24 protein-coding genes are annotated in these 25,576 nt (G+C 70.0%); 15 read left to right on the top strand and 9 right to left on the bottom strand.

Annotation, left to right across the window (positions count from 1 at the left end; all coding sequences use genetic code 11):
- The first annotated feature begins 69 nt into the window (after nucleotides 1-69).
- From ACFYW8_RS26465 to pssA, 8 genes are all read left to right on the top strand, one after another.
- Entirely contained in the window at nucleotides 70-882 is an 813-nt protein-coding gene (locus ACFYW8_RS26465; protein WP_261705049.1) for a TetR family transcriptional regulator, read from the top strand.
- A 430-nt stretch (nucleotides 883-1,312) separates the two neighbouring features.
- Entirely contained in the window at nucleotides 1,313-2,650 is a 1,338-nt protein-coding gene (ccrA, locus tag ACFYW8_RS26460) for a crotonyl-CoA carboxylase/reductase (protein WP_389080865.1), read from the top strand.
- A 9-nt stretch (nucleotides 2,651-2,659) separates the two neighbouring features.
- Nucleotides 2,660-4,708: a protein meaA gene (locus ACFYW8_RS26455; protein ID WP_365882033.1), complete on the top strand. Its 2,049-nt coding sequence runs from the start codon at nucleotides 2,660-2,662 to the stop codon at nucleotides 4,706-4,708.
- Nucleotides 4,705-5,679 (top strand): CoA ester lyase, encoded by a 975-nt coding sequence (locus tag ACFYW8_RS26450; RefSeq protein ID WP_365882031.1) that lies wholly within the window; start codon nucleotides 4,705-4,707, stop codon nucleotides 5,677-5,679. Before ACFYW8_RS26455 ends, ACFYW8_RS26450 begins: the two co-directional genes overlap by 4 nt.
- 5 nt (nucleotides 5,680-5,684) lie before the next feature.
- Complete coding sequence (locus ACFYW8_RS26445) at nucleotides 5,685-6,212, top strand: MaoC family dehydratase (RefSeq protein ID WP_261705053.1); 528 nt, start codon at nucleotides 5,685-5,687, stop codon at nucleotides 6,210-6,212.
- A 2-nt stretch (nucleotides 6,213-6,214) separates the two neighbouring features.
- Complete coding sequence (locus tag ACFYW8_RS26440) at nucleotides 6,215-7,420, top strand: acyl-CoA dehydrogenase family protein (RefSeq protein ID WP_365882029.1); 1,206 nt, start codon at nucleotides 6,215-6,217, stop codon at nucleotides 7,418-7,420.
- A 170-nt stretch (nucleotides 7,421-7,590) separates the two neighbouring features.
- Nucleotides 7,591-8,238, top strand: a complete 648-nt coding sequence (locus ACFYW8_RS26435; RefSeq protein ID WP_355840278.1) for a phosphatidylserine decarboxylase — start codon at nucleotides 7,591-7,593, stop codon at nucleotides 8,236-8,238.
- 22 nt (nucleotides 8,239-8,260) lie between these two features.
- Nucleotides 8,261-9,079 carry a CDP-diacylglycerol--serine O-phosphatidyltransferase gene (gene pssA, locus ACFYW8_RS26430; RefSeq protein ID WP_389081466.1) on the top strand — a complete coding sequence of 273 codons (819 nt, stop codon included), beginning with the start codon at nucleotides 8,261-8,263 and terminating at the stop codon, nucleotides 9,077-9,079.
- Between the two features lie 124 nt (nucleotides 9,080-9,203).
- Here the strand turns inward: pssA and ACFYW8_RS26425 are convergent, their stop codons facing one another.
- The 5 genes from ACFYW8_RS26425 to ACFYW8_RS26405 all read right to left on the bottom strand — a co-directional run bounded on the left by ACFYW8_RS26425 (nucleotide 9,204) and on the right by ACFYW8_RS26405 (nucleotide 14,188).
- Nucleotides 9,204-10,466 carry an ABC transporter substrate-binding protein gene (locus ACFYW8_RS26425; protein ID WP_365882026.1) on the bottom strand — a complete coding sequence of 421 codons (1,263 nt, stop codon included), beginning with the start codon at nucleotides 10,464-10,466 and terminating at the stop codon, nucleotides 9,204-9,206.
- The gene (locus tag ACFYW8_RS26420) at nucleotides 10,463-11,527 is read right to left on the bottom strand and encodes a branched-chain amino acid ABC transporter permease (RefSeq protein ID WP_389081461.1); all 1,065 of its coding nucleotides are present in this window, start codon (nucleotides 11,525-11,527) and stop codon (nucleotides 10,463-10,465) included. Before ACFYW8_RS26420 ends, ACFYW8_RS26425 begins: the two co-directional genes overlap by 4 nt.
- Nucleotides 11,528-11,588: 61 nt before the next feature.
- Nucleotides 11,589-12,479 carry a branched-chain amino acid ABC transporter permease gene (locus tag ACFYW8_RS26415; RefSeq protein ID WP_365882024.1) on the bottom strand — a complete coding sequence of 297 codons (891 nt, stop codon included), beginning with the start codon at nucleotides 12,477-12,479 and terminating at the stop codon, nucleotides 11,589-11,591.
- The gene (locus tag ACFYW8_RS26410) at nucleotides 12,476-13,261 is read right to left on the bottom strand and encodes an ABC transporter ATP-binding protein (RefSeq protein WP_365882074.1); all 786 of its coding nucleotides are present in this window, start codon (nucleotides 13,259-13,261) and stop codon (nucleotides 12,476-12,478) included. Before ACFYW8_RS26410 ends, ACFYW8_RS26415 begins: the two co-directional genes overlap by 4 nt.
- 120 nt (nucleotides 13,262-13,381) lie before the next feature.
- Entirely contained in the window at nucleotides 13,382-14,188 is an 807-nt protein-coding gene (locus tag ACFYW8_RS26405) for an ABC transporter ATP-binding protein (protein WP_389081454.1), read from the bottom strand.
- 180 nt (nucleotides 14,189-14,368) lie between these two features.
- Here ACFYW8_RS26405 and ACFYW8_RS26400 point away from each other — a divergent pair, with 180 nt between their 5' ends.
- Entirely contained in the window at nucleotides 14,369-15,598 is a 1,230-nt protein-coding gene (locus ACFYW8_RS26400) for a PucR family transcriptional regulator (protein WP_389080845.1), read from the top strand.
- Nucleotides 15,599-15,668: 70 nt separating this feature from the next.
- On the opposite strand, the gene ACFYW8_RS26395 is transcribed toward ACFYW8_RS26400, so the two are convergent.
- Complete coding sequence (locus ACFYW8_RS26395; protein ID WP_365882018.1) at nucleotides 15,669-16,820, bottom strand: glycerate kinase; 1,152 nt, start codon at nucleotides 16,818-16,820, stop codon at nucleotides 15,669-15,671.
- A gap of 256 nt (nucleotides 16,821-17,076) precedes the next feature.
- On the opposite strand from ACFYW8_RS26395, the gene ACFYW8_RS26390 reads away from it, so the two are divergent.
- Both ACFYW8_RS26390 and ACFYW8_RS26385 read left to right on the top strand, forming a co-directional pair.
- On the top strand, nucleotides 17,077-18,144 hold the full coding sequence (locus ACFYW8_RS26390; protein ID WP_389080838.1) for an ADP-ribosylglycohydrolase family protein: 1,068 nt from the start codon (nucleotides 17,077-17,079) through the stop codon (nucleotides 18,142-18,144).
- A 44-nt stretch (nucleotides 18,145-18,188) separates the two neighbouring features.
- A complete protein-coding gene (locus tag ACFYW8_RS26385; protein ID WP_389080833.1) occupies nucleotides 18,189-18,680 on the top strand; it encodes an NUDIX domain-containing protein in 492 nt (163 codons plus the stop codon).
- Nucleotides 18,681-18,961: 281 nt separating this feature from the next.
- On the opposite strand, the gene ACFYW8_RS26380 is transcribed toward ACFYW8_RS26385, so the two are convergent.
- A complete protein-coding gene (locus tag ACFYW8_RS26380; protein WP_365882012.1) occupies nucleotides 18,962-19,243 on the bottom strand; it encodes an SHOCT domain-containing protein in 282 nt (93 codons plus the stop codon).
- Nucleotides 19,244-19,496: 253 nt separating this feature from the next.
- Here ACFYW8_RS26380 and ACFYW8_RS26375 point away from each other — a divergent pair, with 253 nt between their 5' ends.
- Nucleotides 19,497-19,925 (top strand): hypothetical protein, encoded by a 429-nt coding sequence (locus ACFYW8_RS26375; RefSeq protein ID WP_389080825.1) that lies wholly within the window; start codon nucleotides 19,497-19,499, stop codon nucleotides 19,923-19,925.
- Nucleotides 19,926-20,017: 92 nt separating this feature from the next.
- On the opposite strand, the gene ACFYW8_RS26370 is transcribed toward ACFYW8_RS26375, so the two are convergent.
- Nucleotides 20,018-20,437, bottom strand: a complete 420-nt coding sequence (locus ACFYW8_RS26370) for a DUF6325 family protein (RefSeq protein WP_365880966.1) — start codon at nucleotides 20,435-20,437, stop codon at nucleotides 20,018-20,020.
- A 166-nt stretch (nucleotides 20,438-20,603) separates the two neighbouring features.
- Nucleotides 20,604-21,248 (bottom strand): GAP family protein, encoded by a 645-nt coding sequence (locus ACFYW8_RS26365; RefSeq protein ID WP_389080822.1) that lies wholly within the window; start codon nucleotides 21,246-21,248, stop codon nucleotides 20,604-20,606.
- Nucleotides 21,249-21,488: 240 nt separating this feature from the next.
- On the opposite strand from ACFYW8_RS26365, the gene ACFYW8_RS26360 reads away from it, so the two are divergent.
- The 3 genes from ACFYW8_RS26360 (at nucleotide 21,489) to ACFYW8_RS26350 (ending at nucleotide 25,555) form a co-directional block, all read left to right on the top strand.
- Nucleotides 21,489-22,394: a YhjD/YihY/BrkB family envelope integrity protein gene (locus ACFYW8_RS26360; protein ID WP_389080817.1), complete on the top strand. Its 906-nt coding sequence runs from the start codon at nucleotides 21,489-21,491 to the stop codon at nucleotides 22,392-22,394.
- A 141-nt stretch (nucleotides 22,395-22,535) separates the two neighbouring features.
- Nucleotides 22,536-24,140: a GMC oxidoreductase gene (locus tag ACFYW8_RS26355; RefSeq protein ID WP_389080813.1), complete on the top strand. Its 1,605-nt coding sequence runs from the start codon at nucleotides 22,536-22,538 to the stop codon at nucleotides 24,138-24,140.
- The gene (locus tag ACFYW8_RS26350; RefSeq protein WP_389080808.1) at nucleotides 24,137-25,555 is read left to right on the top strand and encodes a DUF2252 domain-containing protein; all 1,419 of its coding nucleotides are present in this window, start codon (nucleotides 24,137-24,139) and stop codon (nucleotides 25,553-25,555) included. The genes ACFYW8_RS26355 and ACFYW8_RS26350 overlap by 4 nt, the downstream gene beginning before the upstream one ends.
- The last annotated feature ends 21 nt before the right edge of the window (nucleotides 25,556-25,576 follow it).

The following is a 25,576-nucleotide window of genomic DNA, read 5'->3' as shown; positions in this document are numbered from 1 at the left end:
CCGCCCCTCCTGGGCGGGGGGATCCCCGGACATGCGCGCTCTCCCGCGCACATGCAGTACGTTCGGGGCATGTCCCAGCCCGCCAGGTCCTCACGTACACCAGCCACGCCCGACGCGCCGGAGAGCGCCGCGGGCAGCCGCGCGGCGGCCCAACGCCTCAAGATGCGCCGCGAGCTGGCGGCCGCGGCCATGGAGCTGTTCGCGGCCAAGGGGTACGAGGCGACCACCGTCGACGAGATCGCGGCCCAGGCCGGGGTGGCCCGCCGCACCTTCTTCCGCCACTTCCGCTCCAAGGAAGAGGCGATCTTCCCCGATCACGACGACACCCTGATCCGGGCCGAGGCGGTGCTCAACGCGGCGCCCGCGCACGAGCATCCGCTCGACACCGTGTGCCGCGGCATCAAGGAAGTCATGAAGATGTACGCGGCCCAGCCGGAGATCTCGGTCTCGCGCTACAAGCTGACGCGCGAGGTACCGACACTGCGCGAGGCCGAGATCGCCTCGGTGGCCCGCTACGAGCGCCTCTTCACCCGCTACCTGCTGGGCCACTTCGACGAGCACGCGCACGACGACGACGCCAACGACGATCCGCTGCTCGCCGAGGTCGCCGCGTCGGCCGTGGTGACGGCCCACAACCACGTCCTGCGGCGCTGGCTGCGGGCCGGCGGCCAGGGTGACGTGGAGACGCAGCTGGACCACGCGTTCGCCATCGTCCGCAAGACCTTCGGTACCGGAATCGGCGCGGGACGGGAGACCGCGCCGCGACCGGCGCCGGCGTCGTCCTTCACGGAGGGGGACGTGCTGGTGACCGTGGCCCGCGTGGACGCTCCGCTGGACCAGGTCATGCGCACCATCGAGCAGGCACTCAAGGAACGGTCGTAGCGCCCCGCCGTCCATGGACGGCCCACTTCTCCGACCACGCGCCGGACACGCTCACTTCGAGCGCGTCCGGCGTTTTTTGTGCCCCGGTTTGAGTGTTTTGCGGACCGATCTGATCGATCATCGCTCACGTGTTACGTAAAGATTTCATCTGAGCGCAACTTATGGCACTCCGTGCCTTGCCACGTGACACGGCGTGCCATACGTTGAAGGAGTCCGGGCGGCCGGCGTGCAGAGACCATTCGTACGCCGGCTGTCCCCGCAAGCCCCATGGCCTGCGCGCCCGGACGCCTGCGTCACAGGCAACCTCCTGCGCCAACCACAGCGCTGCCACAGCACCACCTCCGCCGAACCGACGGCAAACCCCTCAGCAGTAGCACCGACGTAACCCTCAGCGTTCCCCCTCAGAACGCGTATCGCCGGAGGCAACACCGTGAAGGAAATCCTGGACGCGATTCAGTCGCGGACCGCCACGTCCGCCGACTTCGCCGCACTTCCGCTCCCCGAGTCCTACCGCGCGATCACCGTGCACAAGGACGAGACGGAGATGTTCGACGGGCTCAGCAGCCGCGACAAGGACCCCCGCAAGTCGATCCACCTGGACGACGTGCCGGTGCCGGAGCTCGGACCGGGCGAGGCCCTGGTCGCCGTGATGGCGTCCTCCGTGAACTACAACTCGGTCTGGACGTCGATCTTCGAGCCGGTGTCGACCTTCGGCTTCCTGGAGCGCTACGGGCGCCTCAGCGAGCTCAGCAAGCGCCACGACCTGCCTTACCACATCATCGGCTCGGACCTCGCGGGCGTCGTCCTGCGCACCGGCCCGGGAGTCAACTCCTGGAAGCCCGGCGACGAGGTCGTCGCGCACTGCCTGTCCGTCGAGCTGGAGTCCTCCGACGGCCACAACGACACGATGCTCGACCCCGAGCAGCGCATCTGGGGCTTCGAGACCAACTTCGGCGGCCTCGCCGAGATCGCGCTCGTCAAGTCCAACCAGCTCATGCCCAAGCCGGACCACCTGAGCTGGGAGGAGGCCGCGGCTCCCGGACTGGTGAACTCCACCGCCTACCGGCAGCTGGTCTCCCGCAACGGCGCCGGCATGAAGCAGGGCGACAACGTGCTCATCTGGGGCGCGAGCGGCGGACTCGGCTCGTACGCCACGCAGTTCGCGCTCGCCGGCGGCGCCAACCCCATCTGTGTCGTCTCCAGTGACCAGAAGGCGGAGATCTGCCGGAAGATGGGCGCCGAGGCGATCATCGACCGCAACGCCGAGGACTACAGGTTCTGGAAGGACGAGCACAACCAGGACCCCAAGGAGTGGAAGCGCTTCGGCAAGCGCATCCGCGAGCTCACCGGCGGCGAGGACGTGGACATCGTCTTCGAGCACCCGGGCCGCGAGACCTTCGGCGCCTCGGTGTACGTCACCCGCAAGGGCGGCACCATCGTCACGTGTGCCTCGACCTCGGGCTACAACCACGAGTACGACAACCGCTACCTGTGGATGTCGCTGAAGCGGATCATCGGCTCGCACTTCGCGAACTACCGCGAGGCCTGGGAGGCCAACCGCCTCGTGGCCAAGGGCAAGATCCACCCCACGCTCTCCAAGGTCTACTCCCTGGAGGAGACCGGGCAGGCCGCCTACGACGTGCACCGCAACCTCCACCAGGGCAAGGTCGGCGTGCTCGCGCTGGCACCCCAGGAGGGCCTGGGCGTGCGCGACGAGGAGAAGCGCGCCCAGCACATCGACGCCATCAACCGCTTCCGGAACGTCTGAGGTCCACCCATGACAGAGCGTCAGACCGCCCAGGCGGAGAGGGTGAAGGACCGGCCGTGGCTCATGCGCACGTATGCCGGCCACTCCACCGCCGAGGCGTCCAACGAGTTGTACCGGCGCAACCTCGCCAAGGGGCAGACGGGGCTCTCCGTGGCCTTCGACCTGCCGACGCAGACCGGCTACGACCCCGACCACATCCTCGCCCGCGGCGAGGTCGGCCGGGTCGGCGTGCCGGTCTCGCACCTCGGTGACATGCGGCGGCTGTTCCAGGACATCCCCCTGGAGCAGATGAACACCTCGATGACCATCAACGCCACCGCCATGTGGATGCTGGCGCTCTATCAGGTCGTCGCCGAGGAACAGGGCGCCGACATCACCCAGCTCCAGGGGACGACCCAGAACGACATCGTGAAGGAGTACCTGTCGCGGGGGACGCACGTCTTCCCGCCGGTGCCCTCCCTCCGTCTCACGACGGACATGATCACGTACACGGTCAACCACATCCCCAAGTGGAACCCGATCAACATCTGCAGCTACCACCTGCAGGAGGCGGGCGCCACACCGGTCCAGGAGATCGCGTACGCGATGTCCACCGCGATCGCCGTCCTGGACGCGGTGTTCGCGTCCGGGCAGATCGCCGAGGACCGCAGGGGCGAGGTCGTGGCCCGTATCTCCTTCTTCGTGAACGCGGGCGTCCGCTTCATCGAGGAGATGTGCAAGATGCGGGCGTTCGGGCGGATCTGGGACGAGATCACGCGCGAGCGGTACGGCATCGAGAACCCCAAGCAGCGGCGTTTCAGGTACGGGGTCCAGGTCAACTCCCTCGGCCTGACCGAGGCGCAGCCGGAGAACAACGTCCAGCGCATCGTGCTGGAGATGCTGGCCGTCACCCTCTCCAAGGACGCCCGCGCACGTGCCGTCCAACTGCCCGCCTGGAACGAGGCGTTGGGCCTGCCCCGCCCATGGGACCAGCAGTGGTCGCTGCGCATCCAGCAGGTGCTGGCGCACGAGAGCGACCTGCTGGAGTACGAGGACATCTTCGAGGGCTCGCACGTCATCGAGGCCAAGGTGGCGGCCCTCGTCGAGGAGTCGCTGGCCGAGATCGACCGGATCGAGGAGATGGGCGGGGCGATGGCCGCCGTCGAGTCCGGCTATCTGAAGTCGCAGCTCGTCTCCTCGCACGCCGAGCGCCGGGCCCGGATAGAGGGCGGCACCGACAAGATCGTCGGCGTCAACATCTACGAGTCGACCGAGCCGAACCCGCTCACGGCCGACCTCGACGCGGCGATCCAGACGGTCGACCCCGCGGTCGAGGCCCGGGTGATCTCCGCACTGCAGAACTGGCGCGACACGCGCTACCAGCCGCCCTTCAACCACCCGCGCCCGTGCAAGGCGCTGGAGCGGCTGAAGGAGGCCGCGAAGGGCACCGCCAACCTCATGGAGGCCACCCTGGAGTGCGCCCGCGCCGGTGTCACGACCGGCGAATGGGCCGGGGCGCTGCGCGAGGTGTTCGGCGAGTTCCGCGCCCCGACCGGTGTCTCGTCGGCGCCCGTCGCGGTCACCGCCGAGGAGGGCACGGCGCTCGCGCTGGTGCGCCGCAAGGTGGAGCTGACCGCCAAGGACCTCGGCGCCGGCAACCTCCGGTTCCTGGTGGGCAAGCCGGGCCTTGACGGGCACTCCAACGGCGCCGAGCAGATCGCCGTGCGGGCCCGCGACGCCGGGTTCGAGGTCGTCTACCAGGGCATCCGGCTCACCCCGGAGCAGATCGTGGACGCGGCCGTGGCCGAGGACGTGCACGCCGTCGGCCTGTCCATCCTGTCCGGCTCGCACGCCCAGCTGGTGCCGGACGTGCTGGAGAAGATGCGCACGGCCGGCGCGGGCGACATTCCGGTGATCGCGGGCGGGATCATCCCGAACGCCGACGCCGAACAGCTGCGGGCCGCGGGAGTGGCCGCGGTCTTCACACCGAAGGACTTCGACATCACCGGAATCATCGGCCGTATCGTCGACGAGATCCGGAAAGCGAACAAGCTCGACCCCCTGGAGGTCCCCGCATGACCAGCCCTGTTCCCCAGGTCAACCGCCTTCGTCCGCGGCGCTCCTGTCTGGCCGTACCGGGCAGCAACCCGCGTTTCCTGGAGAAGGCCCAGGGGCTCCCCGCGGACCAGGTCTTCCTCGACCTGGAGGACGCGTGCGCGCCGCTGGCCAAGCCCGACGCCCGGCACACCATCGTCAAGTTCCTCAACGAGGGCGACTGGACCGGCAAGACGCGGGTCGTGCGCGTCAACGACTGGACCACCGAGTGGACGTACCGCGATGTCGTCACGGTCGTCGAGGGCGCGGGGCAGAACCTCGACTGCATCATGCTGCCGAAGGTCCAGACGGCCGAGCAGGTCGTCGCCCTCGACCTGCTGCTGACGCAGATCGAGAAGACGATGGGCTTCGAGGTCGGCAAGATCGGCATCGAGGCGCAGATCGAGAACGCCCAGGGCCTGAACAACGTCAACGAGATCGCCACCGCCTCGCAGCGCGTGGAGACGATCATCTTCGGCCCGGCCGACTTCATGGCGTCGATCAACATGAAGTCGCTGGTCGTCGGCGAGCAGCCGCCCGGCTACCCGGCGGACGCCTACCACTACATCCTGATGAAGATCCTGATGGCCGCGCGCGCCAACAACCTCCAGGCGATCGACGGTCCCTACCTGCAGATCCGCAACATCGACGGCTACCGCGCGGTCGCCCAGCGCGCCGCCGCCCTCGGCTTCGACGGCAAGTGGGTGCTCCACCCGGGTCAGGTGGAGGCCTCCAACGAGATCTTCTCCCCCTCTCAGGAGGACTTCGACCACGCCGAGCTGATCCTGGACGCGTACGACTACTACACGTCCGAGGCCGGCGGCAAGAAGGGCTCCGCGATGCTCGGCGACGAGATGATCGACGAGGCCAGCCGCAAGATGGCGCTGGTCATCTCGGGCAAGGGCCGGGCCGCCGGCATGCAGCGCACGACCACGTTCGAAGCCCCGGAGGCCTGAGCACCATGCAGTTCGGACGCACCTACGAGGAGTTCGAGGTCGGGGCGGTCTACAAGCACTGGCCCGGCAAGACGGTCACGGAGTACGACGACCACCTCTTCTGCCTGCTGACCATGAACCACCACCCGCTCCACATGGACAGCAACTATGCGGAGAAGACGACCGATTTCGGCAAGAACGTCGTCGTCGGGAACTACATCTACTCGCTGCTCCTCGGCATGTCCGTGCCGGACGTCTCGGGCAAGGCGATCGCCAACCTGGAGGTCGAGTCGCTGAAGCACGTGGCGCCGACCTTCCACGGCGACACGATCTACGGCGAGACCACGGTCCTCGACAAGACGCCCTCCCGGTCCAAGTCGGACCGCGGGATCGTCTACGTCGAGACCAAGGGCTACAAGCAGGACGGCACGCTGGTCTGCGTGTTCCGCCGCAAGGTGATGGTCCCCACCGAGACGTACATCAAGGAGCGCGGCGGCGAGCAGCCCGGCCGGCCCGAACTCACCGCACCCGCGGAAAAGAAGACGGAGAAGTAGTCATGGCACGACTCGCCCAGACCGCCGGTCTGACCGACGTCCAGCAGGAGATCCTCTCCACCGTCCGCGACTTCGTGGACAAGGAGATCATCCCGGTCGCGACCGAGCTGGAGCACCGAGACGAGTATCCGCAAGCGATCGTCGACGGTCTCAAGGAGCTCGGCCTCTTCGGGCTGATGATCCCCGAGGAGTACGGCGGTCTCGGCGAGTCCCTCCTGACGTACGCGCTGTGCGTCGAGGAGATCGCCCGTGGCTGGATGTCGGTCTCCGGCATCATCAACACCCACTTCATCGTGGCGTACATGATCAAGCAGCACGGCACGCAGGAGCAGAAGGACCACTTCCTGCCCCGCATGGCGCTCGGCGAGACGCGTGGCGCCTTCTCGATGTCGGAGCCGGCGCTCGGTTCCGATGTGTCGGCGATCACATCGAAGGCGGTGAAGGACGGCGAGGAGTACGTCCTCAACGGCCAGAAGATGTGGCTGACGAACGGCGGATCCTCGAATCTGGTGGCCGTTCTGGTCCGGAGTGACGAAGGACACCCCGAGGGCACGGCGCCCCACAAGTCGATGACGACCTTCCTGGTGGAGAAGGAGCCCGGCTTCGGAGAGGTCCGCCCCGGCCTCACCATTCCCGGGAAGATCGACAAGATGGGCTACAAGGGGGTCGACACCACCGAGCTCATCATGGACGGACTGCGCATTCCGGCCGATCGCGTACTCGGCGGCACCACCGGCCGAGGGTTTTACCAAATGATGGACGGAGTCGAGGTCGGCCGCGTCAATGTCGCGGCCCGTGGCTGCGGTGTCGCGCAGCGCGCATTCGAGCTCGGCGTCTCATACGCCCAGCAACGTCACACTTTCGGCAAGGCCATCGCCCAGCACCAGGCGATCCAGTTCAAGCTGGCCGAAATGGCTACCAAGGTCGAGGCCGCCCATGCAATGATGGTGAACGCGGCTCGCAAAAAGGACTCCGGTGAACGAAACGACCTCGAAGCAGGGATGGCGAAGTACCTCGCCTCCGAGTACTGCAAAGAGGTAGTGGAAGATGCGTTCCGGATCCACGGCGGCTACGGCTTCTCCAAGGAGTACGAGATCGAACGCCTCTACCGTGAGGCACCGATGCTGCTGATCGGCGAAGGTACCGCCGAGATCCAGAAAATGATCATCGGGCGCCGACTGCTCGAAGAGTATCGACTCCAGGGCTAGATGTCCGGGTTCGGGGTGTTTTCTTCGCGAAGAAGATCACACCCCGTCAGCACTCTTCGGCCGTCGACTCCGCATCTTGGCTTGCCCAGTTGCGGTCTGCGACCGGTACGATCGCGTGAAAGCCGCCGTCCCCCGTTCGAGCGCGGCATCATCCGCTACGAAGGTCATCCATGCCCCACAGCCAAACCTCTGCACCTCGCGGCCGGGTCCGCCTCGCGCGCGGAGCATCGCCGTGGCTTCTCCCGACCGTTGCCACCGCAGCAATCAGCCTGGCCCGTTCGCGCCGTTCCGGCGCGGCCAAGGCCGTGGCCGTACCCGTCACCGCGCTCGCGGCCGGGATGCTGTGGTTCTTCCGCGACCCCGAGCGTGAGATCACGCAGGGCCGTGTCATCTCGCCCGCCGACGGTGTGGTGCAGAGCATCATGCCGTGGAAGGACGGACGCACCCGCGTCGCGATCTTCATGAGCCCGCTCAACGTCCACGTCAACCGCGCGCCGCTCTCCGGCACGGTGACGTCGGTCGAGCACATCCCCGGCGGGTTCGTTCCGGCCTTCAACAAGGAGAGCGAGAACAACGAGCGCGTCGTCTGGCACTTCGACACCGAGCTCGGTGACATCGAGATGATCCAGATCGCCGGCGCGGTCGCCCGTCGCATCGTGCCCTACATCCCTCAGGGCACGAAGGTCGAGCAGGGTGACCGGATCGGCCTGATCCGCTTCGGCTCGCGCGTCGACATCTACCTCCCCGAGGGTGTCGAGGTCGACGTGGAGGTCGGTCAGAAGACCGTGGCTGGGGTGACTCGAATTGACCGTGATTGATCCCGAGACACAGGCCGGCTGGGTGCCGGAGGCCGACGAGGCGGACGACGAGGAGGAGATGCCCCTCTCGCTCCGCCTCTCGATAGCGGACACGCTCACCCTCGGCAACGCCACGTGCGGCTTCATGGCGGTGTACTTCACCACCACCGGGATCCTGATCCCGCACCTCACGGGCAGCGACGAGTCGGGCATGGCCCGTCACTCCGCGGCCACGGCCGTGATCCTCATGCTGTGCGCGGCGATCTTCGACCTGTTCGACGGCCTGGTGGCCCGCAAGCTGCGCTCCTCCCCCATGGGCGCCGAGCTGGACAACCTGTCCGACCTGATCAGCTTCGGTCTCGCACCGGCGTACTTCGTGCTCGTGTACGGGATGGTCGCGGACGACGCGTACCAGAAGGTGGCGGCGGTCGGAGCGATCGTCGTGCTCCTGGCCGTGGTGCTGAGGCTCGCGAGATTCTCCTGCGTCACGGTGAAGGACGGCACGTTCCAGGGCATGCCGAGCCCCTTCGGCGCCCTGACCGTGGTCTCCATCATCCTGCTCGAGCTGCCCTTCGTCGCCACGCTCATGGCGATCATGGGCACCGCCTGGCTGATGGTGAGCCGGGTCGAGTACCCCAAGCCGCGCGGCCGCCTCGCGGTCGCGATGCTCTCCTGGATCGTGCTCTCGATGGGTCTCCTGGCGGCGTGGGCGTTCGACGCCCCCGGCGGCCAGCTGCTCCTCCAGACCGGCTGCGCGCTGCAGCTGGTCATGGGCGCGGTGATCCCGCTGTTCGCCACGGCCCGCCGGGTGAACAACTTCCGGGGCAACCGCCGTGAGGCACGAGCCGCGCAGCTCCCGTAGCACCCCGTACGCCGCGAAGGGCCCCGAACCACACGGTTCGGGGCCCTTCGCGTGTGCGGTGTGCGGGGCGGAGCCATCGGCGCCACCGAGCGTGCCCATCGCGCCGCGCGCGGGAGCGGGGACGTCAGAGGGCGGGCGTGTACCCCTGGGCGACGGACGAGGCCTCGGCCTCACGGACGACCTTCATCCCGCCCACGGCGCTCTTGTCGGGCCGCAGGATGACGCTCTCCTTCGACGAGGCCGACTTCGGGTCGGTGAAGTTCTGCGGAATGCCGAACCCCGGGTCGAACGCGTCGATGGTCAGCAGGGCCTTGTCGACGCCCTCGCGGGTGAGGTCCTTGGCCGCGCAGGCCTTCTTCAGCGCCTCGCCGAACGCCGACGCGGCCGTCCAGCCCGCCACCACGCCGTTGTCCAGGGAGTCCTTCGGATAGGCGGCCCGGTAGTCCGCGACCAGCTTCTTCGCCTTCGGGGTGTCCGCCCCGATCGGCAGCGAGGGGTTGGCCACGTAGTAGTTCGCCTCCAGGGCCGGGGCCGCCGCGGTGGCGAGGAGCTGCGGGGCGAACGCCGAGTTGTTGCCGATGACCGGCACATCGAACTTGACCGCCGCCGCGACCCCGACGAGCGAGGCAGCCTGCCGGGGCCCCGCGCTGATCACGATGGCCTTCACGCCCGCCTTCTTCAGGGCGACGACCTGGGCGGTCATGTCGTTGTCCGTCGGCTTGATCTTCTGCTCGACGACCTTGAGCCCCGACTGCTTCGCCATGTACCGGGAGCCGGTCAGGGCGTTCTCGCCGTAGTCACCCTCGAAGTAGACATGGCCGATGCTGTCGCCCTTCTTGAGGCCCTTCTCCTTCATCAGGAAGTCGATCGCGTTGATCGTCTCGATGTCGTACGTGGAGCCGATGGGCCGGATGTACGGGCTGCCCAGCAGGGTGGCCGACCAGGCCTGCGGCAGGACCAGGCCCTTGTCCTGGCCGTCGATGCGCTGTTTGACGGCCGCGACGAAGGGCGAACCGATGAACTGGGTGAAGCCCAGCACCTTCGGGGCCAGCTCCGTGTAGCCGGAGACGGCCTTCTGCGGCTCGTACCCGTGGTCGCGGACCGTCAGCGCCAGCTTGTAGCCGCAGACGCCGCCCGCGGCGTTGATCTGCTTCACATACAGCTGCTGGGCCTGGGTGACGCTCTTGCCGAGCGTCGCGTAGACACCGCTCATGTCGGTGAGCACTCCGAGGCCGATCGTCTTCCCGGAGATCCCCTGGCCGGTCTTCACCCCGCCTGCCGCCGGCTTGTCACCGCCGCCGCCCTTGGCCTTGGAACTGCATCCGGCCAGCACGAGCAGGGCGGCCAGCGCCCCGGCGGCCAGCCGCGCGGTGTGTGTCGTTCTCATCGTTCCTCCCCTGGAGTGGCCCCGGGACGGGGCGTGACGCGAAGCCGGGCGGCCACCCTGACCAGGCCGCCCGGAAGAAAGAGCACCACCGCCACGACGGCGGCGCCGTACAGGTACCGGGCCGCCTCGCCGGGCGCGATACCGCCCGTGCCCGGGTCGGAGACCAGGGGCAGGGTGTCGCTGTACCGGGTCAGCAGCTGCGGCAGCAGCGAGACGAACGCGGCCCCGGCGACCGCCCCGGCGACCGAGCCGAGCCCGCCGATGACGATCATGGCGAGGTAGTCGAGCGAGAGCGTGATCCCGAAGTAGTCGGGCACGGTGCGCTGGAAGACCAGGGCGAGCAGCACCCCGGCCAGGCCCGCGTACATCGAGGACAGGACGAAGACGGCGGCGCGGTACCGGGCGACGGGCACGCCGATCACCCCGGCCGCGATCCGGTGGTCGCGGATCGCGTTCATCGCCCGGCCGGGGCGGCCGCGCAGCACCCCGCGGGCGAAGATCCCGCAGCCGAGGAGCAGCAGCAGGCCGACGTACCAGAGCTTCTCGGCCGAGCCGAACGGCACGTCGGCGACGACGAGCTCACGGTCGTCGAAGGCGATGCCGAACAGGCTGAGCGGCGGTACGTCACGCCCGTTGAAGCCGCCCGTCAGATCCCGGGCGTTGAACAGGACGTGCTGTCCGATGAAGATCAGGGCGAGCGTGGCGATGCCGAGGTAGGCGCCGCGCAGTCGTCCCGCCATCGGGCTGAACAGGCCCCCGGCGATCCCGGAGACGGCCACGGCGAGCACGGCCGCGAGCCAGGTCGGCAGTCCCAGGCCGGTGAGCCCGTCGCCTCCGTCGGCGGCGAACACGCAGTAGCCGTAGGCGCCGACCGCGAGGAAGAACGCGTGCCCCATGGAGAGCTGCCCGGTCGCGCCGGTGAGGAGGTTGAGGCCGATCGCGCCGATCGCGGCGGCCATGGCGAACAGCCCGGCCTGGAGCCAGAAACGGTCGACGTAGAAGGGCAGCGCGAGCAGCAGGACGGCGCCTGCGGCCCCGATCGCGGCCCGCGCTCCGGGCAGCCGGGCCGTGCGGTGGCCGGCGGGCCGGGGTGCGCTGCCCGTCTCGTCGCGGGTGAGGACCTCAGACACGGGCGAGCTCCTTCGTGCCGAACAGCCCGGCGGGCCGGATGAGCAGGATCGCGACCATGACGACGTACGGCGCGAGATCGCCGAGGCCGCGCCCGAGGAAGGTGAGGTCGCTCTGGTACCCGGTGGCCATGGATTCGGTGACCCCGACGACGAGGCCGCCGACCAGCGCGCCGGTCGTCGAGTCGAGGCCGCCGAGGATCGCCGCGGGGAACGCCTTGAGCGCGGCCAGCGAGGTGGCGCGTTCGAGGCCCGGGGTCGGGAAGACGGTCAGGAACAGCGCGGCGACGGCCGCGAGGCCGCCCGCCACCGCCCAGGCCCCCAGCGACACCCGGCCGAGCCGGACTCCCATCAGGGCGGCGGTCTCCGGGCTCTCGGCGGCGGCGCGCATCGCCACGCCCCAGGACGTGTAGCGGAAGGCCAGCAGGAAGACGGTGATGAGCAGGGACGCGGTGACGAACGCCGCGATGCGGGTGTGCGCGATGGAGACCGGCCCGACGGTGAGGACTGCGTTGCCCCAGGGGTCGCCCATCACGAGGACGTCCGTGCCGATCCGGCGGGTCAGTTCGGTGGTGAGCAGGATGTCGACGCCGATGGTGACGATGGCGAGGACGCTCTGGTCGGTGCCCCGGTAGCGGCGGATCACCAGGAACTCCACGGCTGCCCCGACCAGCGCGGCGCCCGCGACCCCGGCGAGCAGCGCGGGCCAGAAGCCGATGTCGTCGTGCAGGGTCGCGGTGACGTAGCCGCCCGCGAGCAGCAGGGAGGCGTGCGCGAAGTTGACGACCTCGGTGGCCCGGAAGATGACGACGAAGCCGAGCGCGATGAGGGCGTAGACGGAGCCCAACGACAGTCCGTTGAGCAGGAGTTCGGCGAAGGTGCTCATGAAGCGGTCTCCTCTGGGTCGGCGCGCTCGCCCAGATAGGCGCGTACCACCGCCGGGTCGTTCTGTACGTCCTGGGGGGCGCCGTCGGCGATACGGCGCCCGAAGTCCAGTACGGTCACCGCGTCCGCGAGCCGCATCACCACCCCCATGTCGTGTTCCACCAGCACGATCGAGATGCCGAGGCTGTCGCGGACTCCGGCGACGACCGCGGCGGTACGGCGGCGTTCGTCGGCGGTCATGCCCGCGACGGGTTCGTCCAGCAGCAGGACCCGGGGTTCCATGCACAGGGCCCTGGCGAGTTCGGCGAGCTTCTGCTGTCCGTACGGGAGCGAACCGGCGGGCCGGTCGAGCTGTCCCTCCAGGCCCACGAACTCGGCGATCTCGCGGACGCGTTCGCGGTGCCGCCGGTCCTCGCGGGCCGCCGAGGGCAGCCGCAGCCCGGCGGCGAGGAAGCCGGCGCGGGTCAGCCGGTGCCGGCCGAGGAGCAGGCAGTCCTCGACGGTGGCGTGCGGGGGCAGGGCGAGGTTCTGGAAGATGCGGGCCACGCCCAGTCCGGCGATTCGGTGCGGCGGCAGGCCGGTGAGTTCGTGCTCTCCGAGGCGGACGCTTCCGGCGGCGGGCCGGCAGACACCGGACAGGACGTTGAAGCAGGTTGACTTTCCCGCCCCGTTGGGCCCGATGAGGGCGTGCACGGTGCCCGGTCGCACGGTGAAGCTCACCCCGTCGAGCGCGGTCAGCCCCGCGAACCGGACCGTCACGTCCCTGACGTCGAGCGAGGGAATGCCGGAGGGCTCGGTCGCCCGGTCGGCCACGGCGGCCCCGTCGGCCACAACAGCCCCGTCGGTCGTGCTCGCCTTGCCCGGCGCGGGAGTCGGCGTGCTGTCGTGTTCCGCCACGGTGGATCACCCCTTCCAGCGGGACAGGGACGGGAGGGCGCCGCGAGCGGAAGCCCCGTCGGCCGCCGCGTCCTCGTCGACCACTCCGAGATAGCGGCGGCGCACCTCGTCGGAGGCGGCCAGTTCGTCCGCGGGGCCGGACAGGGTCACCTCGCCGACCTCCAGGACGTAGGCGCTGGACGCGAGCCGCAGGGCGAGGGCGGCGTTCTGTTCGACGAGCAGGACGGAGGTGCCCTGTTCGTTGATCTCCCGCACGGTGTCGGCGATCCGCGCGGCCATCAACGGGGCGAGCCCGAGCGAGGGTTCGTCGAGCAGCAGCACCTTGGGGGCGCCCATGAGCGCCCGGCCGACCGCGAGCATCTGCTGTTCCCCGCCGGACAGCAGCCCCGCCCGTTGCCGGGCGCGGTCGGCGAGGACGGGGAACAGTTCGTGCACGCGCCGCAGGGCGCGCGCCCGGTCGACGCGGCCGCCGGTACCGCCGAGCGCTCCGGCGCGCAGATTGTCCGCGACCGTCATCCGGCTGAACACCCGTCGCCCTTCCGGGACTTGGGACACCCCGGCGGCCACCACCCGGTCCGGCGGCAGCCGGTCGAGCGGTCGTCCGCCCAGCGTGACCGTGCCGCCGGTGACCGCTCCCCCGTGGAAGGAGAGGGTCCGGCACACGGCCCGCAGCAGCGTCGACTTGCCCGCGCCGTTGCCGCCGAGGACCGTCACCACGGTTCCCTCGGGCACCTCCAACGACACATGACGCAGTGCGCGTACGGGGCCGTATCCGACCGACAGTTCCCGCACGAGCAGAGCGGAACCGCCCATGGCATCTCCCTTGTCCTCGCTCGGTGTGGCGCTCACCTCAGCACCGGCGGACACCCCCGTCCACGGGCTGCGGCCGATACGCGGCGGAAGCCCACCGGTGGCGCCCACCCGTTGTGCATGCGCACAACACTGCGTGTCAGGGGCCTGTGCGACCCCGTGTCCGGGTGGGATCCTCCGGCCATGGGAGGGCGCAGACCGCGGACCGGTCGTGACTGGAAACTGCTCGCGGAGTCGTGTGCGACTCTGCTGGAACGGCTGCCCGAGCTCGTCGACGAGCACCTCAGGCAGCTCACCGAGTACTCGCCCGTCTACGGACAGGTGCTGCCGTACGACCAGCAGTGGCGGGAGGCGGAGACCGCGATGCGCATCGGCATCAAGGCGATCTCCGCGCCGCGGGACTCACCGCGCCGCGATCTGGAGCACGCCGAGGAGGCGGGCCGACGGCGGGCCCAGCAGGGGCTGCCTCTCGAACTCCTGGTACACGCCTACCGTGCCGCCGGCTATCTGGTGTGGGACGCGCTGATGGAGAGCGCGGCGAGCCGGGAGCCCGAGCGGCTCGCGGTGCTCATGCGGTGCGCCACGATGGTGTGGTCGGCCGTGGACGCGCAGGCCGCGACCGCGTCGGAGTCCTATCTCGCCACGGAGCAGGAGCTGCGACGGCGCACCGACGAGCAACTCCAGGCTCTGCTCGACGCCCTCCTTGAGGGTCAGGAGGCACCGGGGCTCGCGGCGCGGGCGGCGGCCGGGCTCGATCTGCCCGAGCACGGACCGTACGCCGTCGTCGTGCTGCGGACGGAGCGCCACGACGGACGGGACGTCTGCGTCCGGCCGATGGTGGGGGCGGGGCTGCGGTTCATCTGGCGGATGCGGGCCGACTGCGAGATCGCGGTGGTGGCGCTGGACGCCGGACAGGGCCTGGACGAGGTGGCCCGGCTGCTGGACGGTCGGCGCTCCGGTCCGGGCGGGATCAGCCCCGTGGTCCCGGGACTGGTCGAGCTGGGGCGGGCCCGGCGGTGGGCCGAACTGGCGCTGCGGACCTGTCCGCCGGACGCGACCGGTGTCGTACGCCTCGATCAGCGGATGCCGACGGCGCTCGTCGTGAGCCAGCCGGAGCTTGCGGGCCGGCTGGTGTCGGACGTCTTCGGGACGCTGCTGGAGCTCGAACCGGGCGACCGGGCCGTGCTGATCGAGACGCTGGACATGTGGCTGGCCTGCGAGGGCTCCGCGGGACGCGCTGCCGGACGCCTGTACTGCCACCGGAACACCGTCTTCAACCGTCTTCGCCGGCTGGAACAGCTGACCTCGCGCTCACTGGCCCGCCCCCGCGACCTGATCGAGATGACCCTGGCCCTGGACGCCTACCGGTTGGCGGGCGCGGCGGTGGTCACGGGAGCGGCGCCTGGACGGTGAGACGACGGCGGCCCACGGCGGTGGGCGCGCGGGCCGCCCTCGGACCGAGGGGAACGATGCCCCCCGGAACTCAGCCCAGGAAATCCCGCCCGATGTTCTCCGCCACGCGTTCCAGGATCGGGCCGGCGTCGGAGACGCACTTCGCGATGTCGGGCTCGACCTCGGTGAGGGGGTAAGCCCGGCGGATGCCGGCCCTGCCGAGCGCCTCGGGCCGGAGCGCGAGGCGGCCGCAGACCGCGACGACCTCCTTGCCCGCGGCACGGGCGGCCGCCGCGACCCCCGCGGGCGCCTTGCCGTGCAGGGTCTGCTCGTCGAGGGACCCCTCACCGGTGATCACCAGCGTGGCACGCTCCAGGGCGGACGCGAAGCCGAGCACTTCGAGCATCACCTCGATGCCGGGCCGGAAGCGGGCGCCGAGGACCAGAGCCCCGTAACCGACCCCTCCCGCGGCACCCGCGCCCGGCGCGGTGGAGTACCCGGCGGCCTTCGGCCCGATCTCCTTCTCCAGGACGCCGGCGAAGTGGGCGAGGGCGGTGTCCAGCACCGCGACGTCGTCGGGACCCGCGCCCTTCTGGGGGCCGTAGACGGCGGGTGCGCCCTTGGGCCCCGTCAACGGGTTGTCCACGTCGCTGGCGAGGACGAGGTCGACCGCGGCGAGCCGGTCGTCCAGGCCGGACAGATCGGCGCTCGCCACATCACGCAACGCGGCGCCGCCCGGAGCCACCGGCTCGCCGTCCGTGTCCAGAAAGCGCGCGCCGAGCGCGGAGAGCATGCCCGCGCCGCAGTCCGTCGTCGCGCTGCCGCCCACGCCGAAGACGACGGTGCGCGCACCGGCGTCCAGCGCGGCGCGCAGCAGTTCCCCGGAGCCGTACGTCGAGGACGAGAGCGGTGCGAGGACGCCCCTGGGCAGCCGCTGCAACCCGCTCGCCTCGGCCATCTCCACGACCGCGGTGTCCCCGCGCAGCGCGAACGAGGCGGTCACCTCGTCGCCCAGCGGCCCGGCGACGCGCACCTCACGGCGCTCGAATCCGGCCGCGACCGCCGCGTCGACGGTGCCGTCGCCGCCGTCGGCCACGGGCAGCGACTCGACCACCACCTGGGGCGCGACCCGGCGCAGTCCGGCCGTCACACGCTCCGCGACCTGTACGGCCGTCAGCGATCCCTTGAACTTGTCCGCGGCGATGAGCACACGCGGGGTCCGATTCACTGCAGCGTCCGCCACCTTGCATTCCCCTTGCTTTCCGGGCCTTGTACACGTCAAGGCAGTCGCGCCGCTGCGACCTTAACCGGAGGGAGCGCCCGCCGTCATGCCCCTGCCCAGCCTGCGGGACGGGCCCCGGGACCGGCTCGGGGACCGGTCGCCGCGGGGTGCCCGGCACGGGGCATCGACGGCACCGGCGGCCTCGGGGGCTCCCGGAACACCCGATTCCGTGCCGCCCCGACGAGCGTGCACGCCCGGAATTGGGTACACCGGAGCCATGACCCCTGTGGGCACCGACCTCGCCGACCGCGTCCTCGGGGGCTGGCTGGGCCGGATCGCGGGCAACATGCTCGGCAAGCCGGTCGAGCAGGGCGACCACTGGACGCGGGACCGGATCGACCGCTATCTGCGGCAGGCAGCTGCCCTGCCCCTGACCGACTACCTTCCCGGGCCCGCCGACGACGCTGCCGGGGGCGAGTTCGAGCTGCGGCCCGAGTGGCGAAGCTGTGTGCGCGGCCGTATCCACGGCAGCTGCCGTGACGACGACGTGGACTACGCGATCCTCGGGCTCGACCTCCTGGAGACGCACGGCTTCTCGTTCAGCACCGAGCAGGTCGGTGACCTGTGGCTGCTGCGCCTTCCGTATCTCCAGACGTTCACGGCGGAACGGGCCGCGTACCGCAACCTCGCCCAGGGGCTGAAACCGCCCGTGACGGCGACGTACGAGAATCCGTACCAGGAGTGGATCGGCGCGCTGATCCGCGCCGATGTCTACGGCTGGACCTCCCCGGGGCTGCCGCAGCGGGCCGCCTCCCTGGCCCGCCGGGACGCCGTCCTGTCGCATACGGGCAACGGCGTCTACGGCGCGATGTGGGCGGCGGCGCTGATCTCCGCGGCCTTCACCGCCCCGTCCGTCCGGGACGCGCTGGACACGGCACTCACCGTGATCCCCGCGAGCAGTCGGCTCGCCCGCACCGTACGCCGGGTGCTCACGCTCCACGAGACCCGGATGACCTGGGAGGACACGCTCACCACCGTGTCCGAGGAGACCGCCGGGATGGGCTGGATCCACACGGTCCCGAACGCGGCGGTGCTCACCGCCGGGCTGCTGTACGGCGACGGCGACTTCACCCGCACCATCGCGCTGACCGTCCGCGGCGGTCTGGACACCGACTCGAACGGCGCGACCGCGGGCTCCGTCGCGGGCGTCCTGTGCGGGGCGGAGGCGATTCCCCCGCAGTGGAAGGACCCGCTGGAGGACACCGTCCGCAGCGCGGTGTTCGGCTTCGACGGAGTACGGATCAGCGAGCTCGCGTCACGCACGGTCGCGCTGGTCGAGGCCTGAGCCGGAGCCGGGGAGCGCCCGGTCCCGCTCGATACCCTTCCTGAGTGACCACTTCGGACTTCGCCGCATACATCGCCGGCCTGCCCCGTGTCCTCGTCGGGGCCGCCGCCCTCTTCCGCGACGCCCAGGGGCGCGTGCTGCTCGTCGAGCCGAACTACCGCGACGGCTGGACGCTGCCGGGCGGAACGGTGGAGTCGGACGACGGGGAGAGCCCACGGCAGGGCGCGCGCCGCGAGACGGCCGAGGAGATCGGCCTCGACGTGGAACTCGGACGGCTGCTGGCCGTCGACTGGGTGCAGGGCTCGGCGCGCCCGCCGCTGGTGGCGTATCTGTACGACGGCGGAGTACTCGGTGAGCGGGACCTCAAGGCGATCCGGCTGCAGGAGGAGGAGCTGCTGTCCTGGCGGCTGGTGCCGCGCGAGGAACTGGCCGAGCATCTGCCGGGCGCCTCGGGGCGTCGCGTACTCGCCGCACTCGACGTCCTGGCGGAGAACTCGGGAACGGCGGAACTGGAGAACGGCCACAGGGTGGGCTGACCGCGGATCCGCCCACGTCACGGCGCCCGGGTCCCGCTTGCCCCCCGACACCCGGACCCCCCGCGCTCCCCGGCACAGGGTCTCGTCACGCCCCGGCACAGGGTCTGGTCACGCCCCGGCACAGGGTCTGGTCACGCCCCGGCGGCCGAGGGCTGATCCCTCGGCCGCCGGGGCCGTGTTCTCTTCGTACCTTCTCTTCGTACCTTCTCTTCGTACCTTCTCTTCGTAAGCTTCTCGTCGCGGTCTCGCCGAGGGATTCTCGTCGAGGGGTAGCGCGCGGGTCAGCCGAGGATCCTGCGCTTCTGTTCGTCGAACTCGGCTTCGGTGAGCACGCCCTGGGCCTTGAGGTCCCCCAGTTGCTTCAGTTGGTCGATCTTGCTGGTCATGTCGTCGGACGGCGCGGCGGGCGCGGGCGCGGCGGCGGGCGGGGGCTCCTGGTACTGCTGCTGGGGTTCCTGCTGGGCCCATCGCCCCTGCTGACGACGTGACACACGGTTCGAGACGGCGGTGGCCGTACCGGCCACCACGGCTGTGCGGGCGACCCCGCGGAGGAGACCTGGCACGGTGGTTTCCTTTCCGGCACGAGGCAAAAGAATGAGCCCGAAAGGGATTCGACCCCTTGTGCGCGCCGAATTCGTTCTCAGTGCACCGGGCAGATCCATTGGAGCACCGAACGGAATCATCCGCACATCGATCTCGGCCCCACCAGGCGTGATTCCCGACGATCTGCCGGTCTGTCATTCCCATGGCAAGCTGAAATGTGGGCTACCGACCGTCGCCCGGTCGGTGGCGAGGTCTACGCAGGAGGAGCTCGCAATGGCTACGACGGGTATGCACCGGCAGGGAACCGCCGGCAGTACGGGAGCGTGGGTGTCCGGTTGGACCGCCTTCGCCGCGGTCATGATGATCTTCGGCGGCGCGATGGCCGTATTCCAGGGCATCGCCGCCATCGCCAAGGACAGCGTCTTCGTCACGACCAGCAACTACGTCTACAGCTTCAACCTCACGAGCTGGGGTTGGATCCACCTCACCCTCGGCGTCCTGGTCATCCTCGCCGGCATCGCCGTGTTCCGCGGCATGCTGTGGGCCCGCATCGTCGGCATCACCCTCGCGGGGCTGGCCATGATCGCCAACTTCATGTGGCTGCCGTATTCCCCGGTATGGTCCAGCGTGCTGATCGCCATCGACGCCTTCGTCATCTGGGCACTGTGCGTCGGGTCCAGCCGGGACGCCCGTACCGAGTAGCCGGCCCGCCCTCCGAGGACTCTCCGAACGGCAGCGGCCCCGCACCTCGGTGCGGGGCCGCTGCCGTTCGGAGCCGACTCGGGGGGAATCGGCTATCCGGCATCCGTGTCTTCGAGGGCCGCGAGCACGGCCGGTACCGGGATGCGCCCGGAGGCGACCAGCTGGGCACCGCCGCGGCGCAGGGCGGTGGCGAAGGGCGCCGCCCACACGTTCTCGTAGACCAGGATTCCTGCGGAGTTGCCGGGCTCCAGGGCCCTTCCGGCTTCCTCGATGTCGTCCTCGCCCAACAGGCCGGAGGACGCGCCCTGGAAGACGGCGAGGTCGAGCGCCCCGTCTCCGTCGAAGTCCGCGATCTCCATGCCGGCCACGGATCCGTCCTTGTCCTTTCTCACGAACAGAAGGTCGAGGATCCGAATGACGCCGCGGTCCACCAGATCCACCAGGATCGGAAATCCCTCGCCGGTCATTCGGTTACCGGGAAACTCCACGACCACATAGTCGATCGGTCCCATCTCGACGAATTCGTCTTCGCTCACGGCTTCACCCCTGCTTGGTCATGGTGGTCCCCCTGCCCCTCGGTCAATGTCATTGCAGCACCGGACGGAAGCCGCCGCACTTCGGTACGACGGCCCCCCCGTACCCTGTGAACAAATGGAGCCGGTGGGACCGTTCGGGTGTTCACGCGGTCAGCTGGTAGATGCTCTTGCCCACCAGCCACAGCCCCAGGAACAGCACCAGCGACACCAGCGCCTGGTCCTGGTGCCCCTCCAGCCACCCACGCAGCCTCTCCAGCCGGACGTGCGCCGATCGCGGCGCGAACGTCGCGTAGAGCTCCAACGTGAGGATGCTGGACGTGGCCAGCAGGACGTAGCCCATCAGCGCCGCGTACGACGCGGCGTGCGAGAGGTCGGCGTCCACGACGGTGGCGGCTCCGGCCGCGACCATCCCCCACGGCTGGAGCAGCAGCGCCAGCCCGGCCGCCGACCAGGGCGAGATCCGTTCGATCCGCGACATGAAGCCGGCGGACTTCGGCCGCTTGCCGATGTTGCGGCGGGTGCGCTCCGCGTAGAGGACGAGTCCGACGCCGATGGCCAGTTTGGCGGCCAGCGCGGCCGTGGACGGCGCGGATTTCGCGGGCGGTGGCTGGCCGCCCGTCATGAGCAGGACCGCGGCGATGATGCCGACGAAGGTGGCAAGCCAGGTGAGGATGAAGGCGAGGCCCTTCCAGATCCCGTTCCGCGACGACAGCACCAGCACGAATCCGGTGACCGGCAGCGGGTCCAGGGCGATCACCAGACCGATGAGGACCAGGTCAAGGACCATCGCCGCCCCCGCGTGGTCTCGCGCGGCTCACCGCCGCGGCATCGCGCATGCCTTCATCGTCACCTCCCCCGCCCACGTCCACAAATCCGCGCTTCCGCCCTGCTCATCACGGCTCGCGGCCCACCCCCGTACGGCCCAACGGCGCTCGCGCCGCGCGCCCGGCGACCGCGCCGGACTGCACCCTGGTGGCGCGGTCACCCCCGACGGGGTGCACGGCCAGGACCCGACACGGGGAGCGGAATGCGCGCAGGCGAAGGACCCGGCCCGGACGCCGGCGGCGGCCGGCGCCGTCCGCGCGAGCGGTCGGCGGCGCTGCGGGCCAGGCTGCTGGGAGTGCGCGCCGGCGCCGAGACACGGTTCCCGGTGATCACCCGGCTCTCCTCCCATCTCATCGCGGTGAACCTGCTGGACTCCGCGACCCGTCTCGCCGCCCAGGCCTTCCTGACCGCCGTCCCACTGCTCTTCGTGGTCGCCTCCTTCGCCCCTCAGTCGGTACGCAAGGAGATCGTCGACTCGGTGCACGACATCCTCGGCATCACCGGCTCCGCCGACCAGCAGTTGAAGAAGGTCTACGGGGCCGACTCGGCGGGCCTGCGGCAGAGCACCGGGGTGGTCAGCCTTGTGATGGTGCTGCTGTCCGCCACCGCGTGCAGCCGGGCCATGCAGCGGCTGTGCCAGCGTGCCTGGCTGCTGCCGGCCACGAGCGCGCGGATCGCCGTCTGGCGCTGGTTCGTGTGGATCGTGACCCTGCTGGTCGTCATCGCCCTGCAGGGACCGCTGCGGACCGGCTTCGGCGTGGGGTCCTGGCTCGGACTCCCGCTGCTCCTGGTCACCGAGGTCGGCGTCTGGTGGTGGACCCAGCACCTGCTGCTCGCGGGGCGCGTCCCGTGGCTTCCTCTGCTGCCCGGCGCGATCGTGACCGGGGTGGCCCTGACCGTGCTTTCGGTGACCGCCAAGGTGTACGTGCCCAAGGCCCTCAACCACAGCCTGGAACGCTACGGATCACTGGGCGCCGTCTTCACCGTGCTGTCCTGGCTGATCGGACTGTGCGTCGTCATCTCCGTGGGCATCACCGCCGGTGCCGTCATCGCGCGGGAACCCGCCGTGGTCCGCAGGCTGGGCTCGCCCGACCAGGACCGGTCCTAAGGGCTGTCCCGTAGCTCAACTCGCCGGACATATCGCCCAGAGCTACCTTGGTGACCGGGCTGGATGCCTTCCTCTACCGGCAGGGCCTGACGCCCTCCTCCACCGGCAGGCCAGGACCACGATCCAAGGACGGTGGCCGGCATGACCGAATCACGTCACTACGACGTCATCGTTATCGGGACCGGCGCGGGCGGCGGGACCATCGCCCACCGGCTGGCACCCACCGGCAAACGGATTCTCCTCCTCGAACGCGGCGGCTATCTCCCGCGCGAACGCGACAACTGGGACTCCACCGCGGTGTTCGTCAAGGGCAAGTACCGGGCCCCGGAGTTCTGGTACGACCGGCACGGCGACCAGTTCCCGCCCGAGGTCAACTACTACGTGGGCGGCAACACCAAGTTCTACGGCGCCGCGCTCTTCCGGCTGCGTCCGGAGGACTTCGGCGAGCTCCGCCACCACGACGGCGTCTCCCCCGCCTGGCCTCTCGGCTATCAGGACCTGGAGCCGTACTACACCCAGGCCGAACACCTCTACCTCGTGCACGGCCGCCACGGCGAGGACCCGACCGAAGGTCCCAGCAGCGCCCAGTACGCGTATCCGCCGGTCCAGCACGAGTCGCGTATCCAGCGTCTGAGCGACGACCTGGAGAAGCGGGGGCTGCACCCCTTCCACCTCCCGATCGGGGTGAACCTCACCCAGGACGACCGGGGCCGGGCCACGCACACCAGCGCCTGCATCCGCTGCGACCGCGTCGACGGCTTTCCCTGCCTGGTCGGCGCGAAGTCCGACGCCCAGGTCATCTGCGTCGACCCCGCCCTCGAACACCCCAACGTGGAGATGGTCACCCACGCGAACGTACGACGGCTCGACACCGACCCCACGGGCCGCAGCGTCACATCTGTCGTCGCCGCGGTGGGAGACGGTGACGGAGACGAGGGCGGCGACGGTCCGACCGTCGAGTTCAGCGCGGACATCGTGATCGTCGCCTGCGGTGCGGTCAACTCGGCCGCGCTACTGCTGCGTTCGGCGAACGACCGGCGTCCGCGAGGTCTGGCCAACAGCTCGGACGTGGTGGGTCGTCACTACATGCGGCACAACAACCTCGCCCTCATGGCCATATCCGAGGAACCGAACGACACCAAGTTCCAGAAGACGCTGGCGCTGCACGACTGGTACCTGGGGTCCGACGACTGGGACTACCCCCTCGGCGGCATCCAGATGCTCGGCAAGTCCGACTCCGAGCAGATCCACGGAGAGGCGCCCCGCTGGGCGGGAGCCGTCGCTCCCGACATGCCCTTCGAGGTACTCGCCCACCACGCCGTCGACTTCTGGCTGTGCGGCGAGGACCTGCCCCTCGCCGGCAACCGCGTCACCCTGGACGGGGACGGCGCCATCCACCTCGCCCTCAACGAGAAGAACAACATCGCCGGACTCCAGCGCCTGCGGCACGAACTACAGCGGATGCTCGGCCACTTGGGAATGCGCGAACACCATCTCCTGCCGCACAGCATCTACCTGCACAAGGGCATGCCCATCGGCGCGACAGCACACCAGGCGGGGACGGTCCGCTTCGGCCGGGACCCCGCCGATTCGGCCCTCGACGTCAACTGCAAGGCGCACGACCTGGACAACCTCTACGTCGTCGACACGAGCTTCTTCCCGAGCATCGGCGCGGTGAATCCCTCGCTGACCGCCATCGCCAACGCGCTCCGCGTCGGCGACCACATCGCGGAGCGTCTGCAATGACCCCCAGGCACCCGGCCGACAGTCACCCCCCGCAGCACACTCCGGCGGAGCGGGCCGCGCTCGGCAAGGCCGCCAGGTCCGCCGTACCCCGTTCCAGCCACGCCGACTTCGTCCCCTCACCGAAACGGACCGACCCGGTGGACGTCGTGGAGGGCCAGTCGGCGACCCGGGTACCCGAACTCGTGCCGATCCGCTACGGCAGGATGACCGAGTCGCCCTTCCGTTTCTACCGCGGGGCCGCCGCCGTCATGGCCGGGGACCTCGCCGACACCGCCCGGTCCGGCATCAGGGTCCAACTGTGCGGTGACGCCCACCTGTTGAACTTCCGACTGCTGGCCTCGCCCGAGCGCCGCATGATGTTCGACATCAACGACTTCGACGAGACGCTGCCGGGCCCCTGGGAGTGGGACGTCAAGCGCCTGTCCACCAGCTTCGTCATCGCGGGCCGGGCGAACGGCTTCAGCACCAAGGAGCGCGCCGACATCGTCCGTACGACGGTGCGGTCGTATCGCGAATGGATCAGGCGCTTCGCCGGGCTGGGCAATCTCCCCGTCTGGTACACGCATTTCGACGAGGAGTGGGTACGCACCCACATCGCCGGGGAGTTGAGCGCGCGGGCACGCGAACGCTGGTCCAGGACGACGGCCAAGGCGCGCACCCGGGACAGTCTCCAGGCCTTCGCCAAGCTGACCCACCTGGTCGACGGCAAGGCCCGCATCGCCCCGGATCCGCCGCTCGTCACGCCGTTGCAGGATCTGCTTCCGGACGTCGAACGCGGCGCGCTGGAGAAGCAGATCCGCCGGCTGATCGACCGCTACGCCCGGAGCCTGAACTCGGACCGCCGGTTCCTGCTTGAGCAGTACCGGATCGCCGACGTGGCGCGCAAGGTGGTCGGTGTCGGCAGTGTGGGAACCCGGTGCTGGATCATCCTGCTGCTCGGCCGGGACGACTCGGATCCACTGCTCCTGCAGGCCAAGGAGGCCGACGAGTCGGTGCTCGCGCCGTTCGCCGGGGCCAGCGAGTACCGGACGCAGGGCGAGCGCGTGGTCGCCGGCCAGCGGCTCATGCAGGCCACCAGTGACATCTTCCTGGGCTGGGAACGGGCGGACGGCATCGACGGCCGCCGACGGGACTTCTACGTACGGCAGTTGCGGGACTGGAAAGGCATCGCCGAACCCGAGGCCATGGTGCCGTCGGGCATGCGGGCCTTCGGTGAACTGTGCGGTGCCACGCTGGCCCGCGCGCACGCGAGGTCGGGCGACCGGATCGCCATCGCCTCCTATCTCGGCGGGGGCGACATCTTCGACCGGGCGCTCGTTCCGTTCGCCGAGAGCTACGCCGACCAGAACGAGAGGGACCACCGGGCGCTAGTCGCCGCCGTCCGCTCGGGGCGCGTCAAGGCCGAAGCTGCCTGACGAGCCCGACAAGGAGGCCAG

Source organism: Streptomyces sp. NPDC002742 (genome assembly GCF_042888885.1).
Classification (GTDB): domain Bacteria; phylum Actinomycetota; class Actinomycetes; order Streptomycetales; family Streptomycetaceae; genus Streptomyces.
Note: the sequence above shows the minus strand (reverse complement) of the source record. Positions and strands in the feature narration are given on the sequence as shown.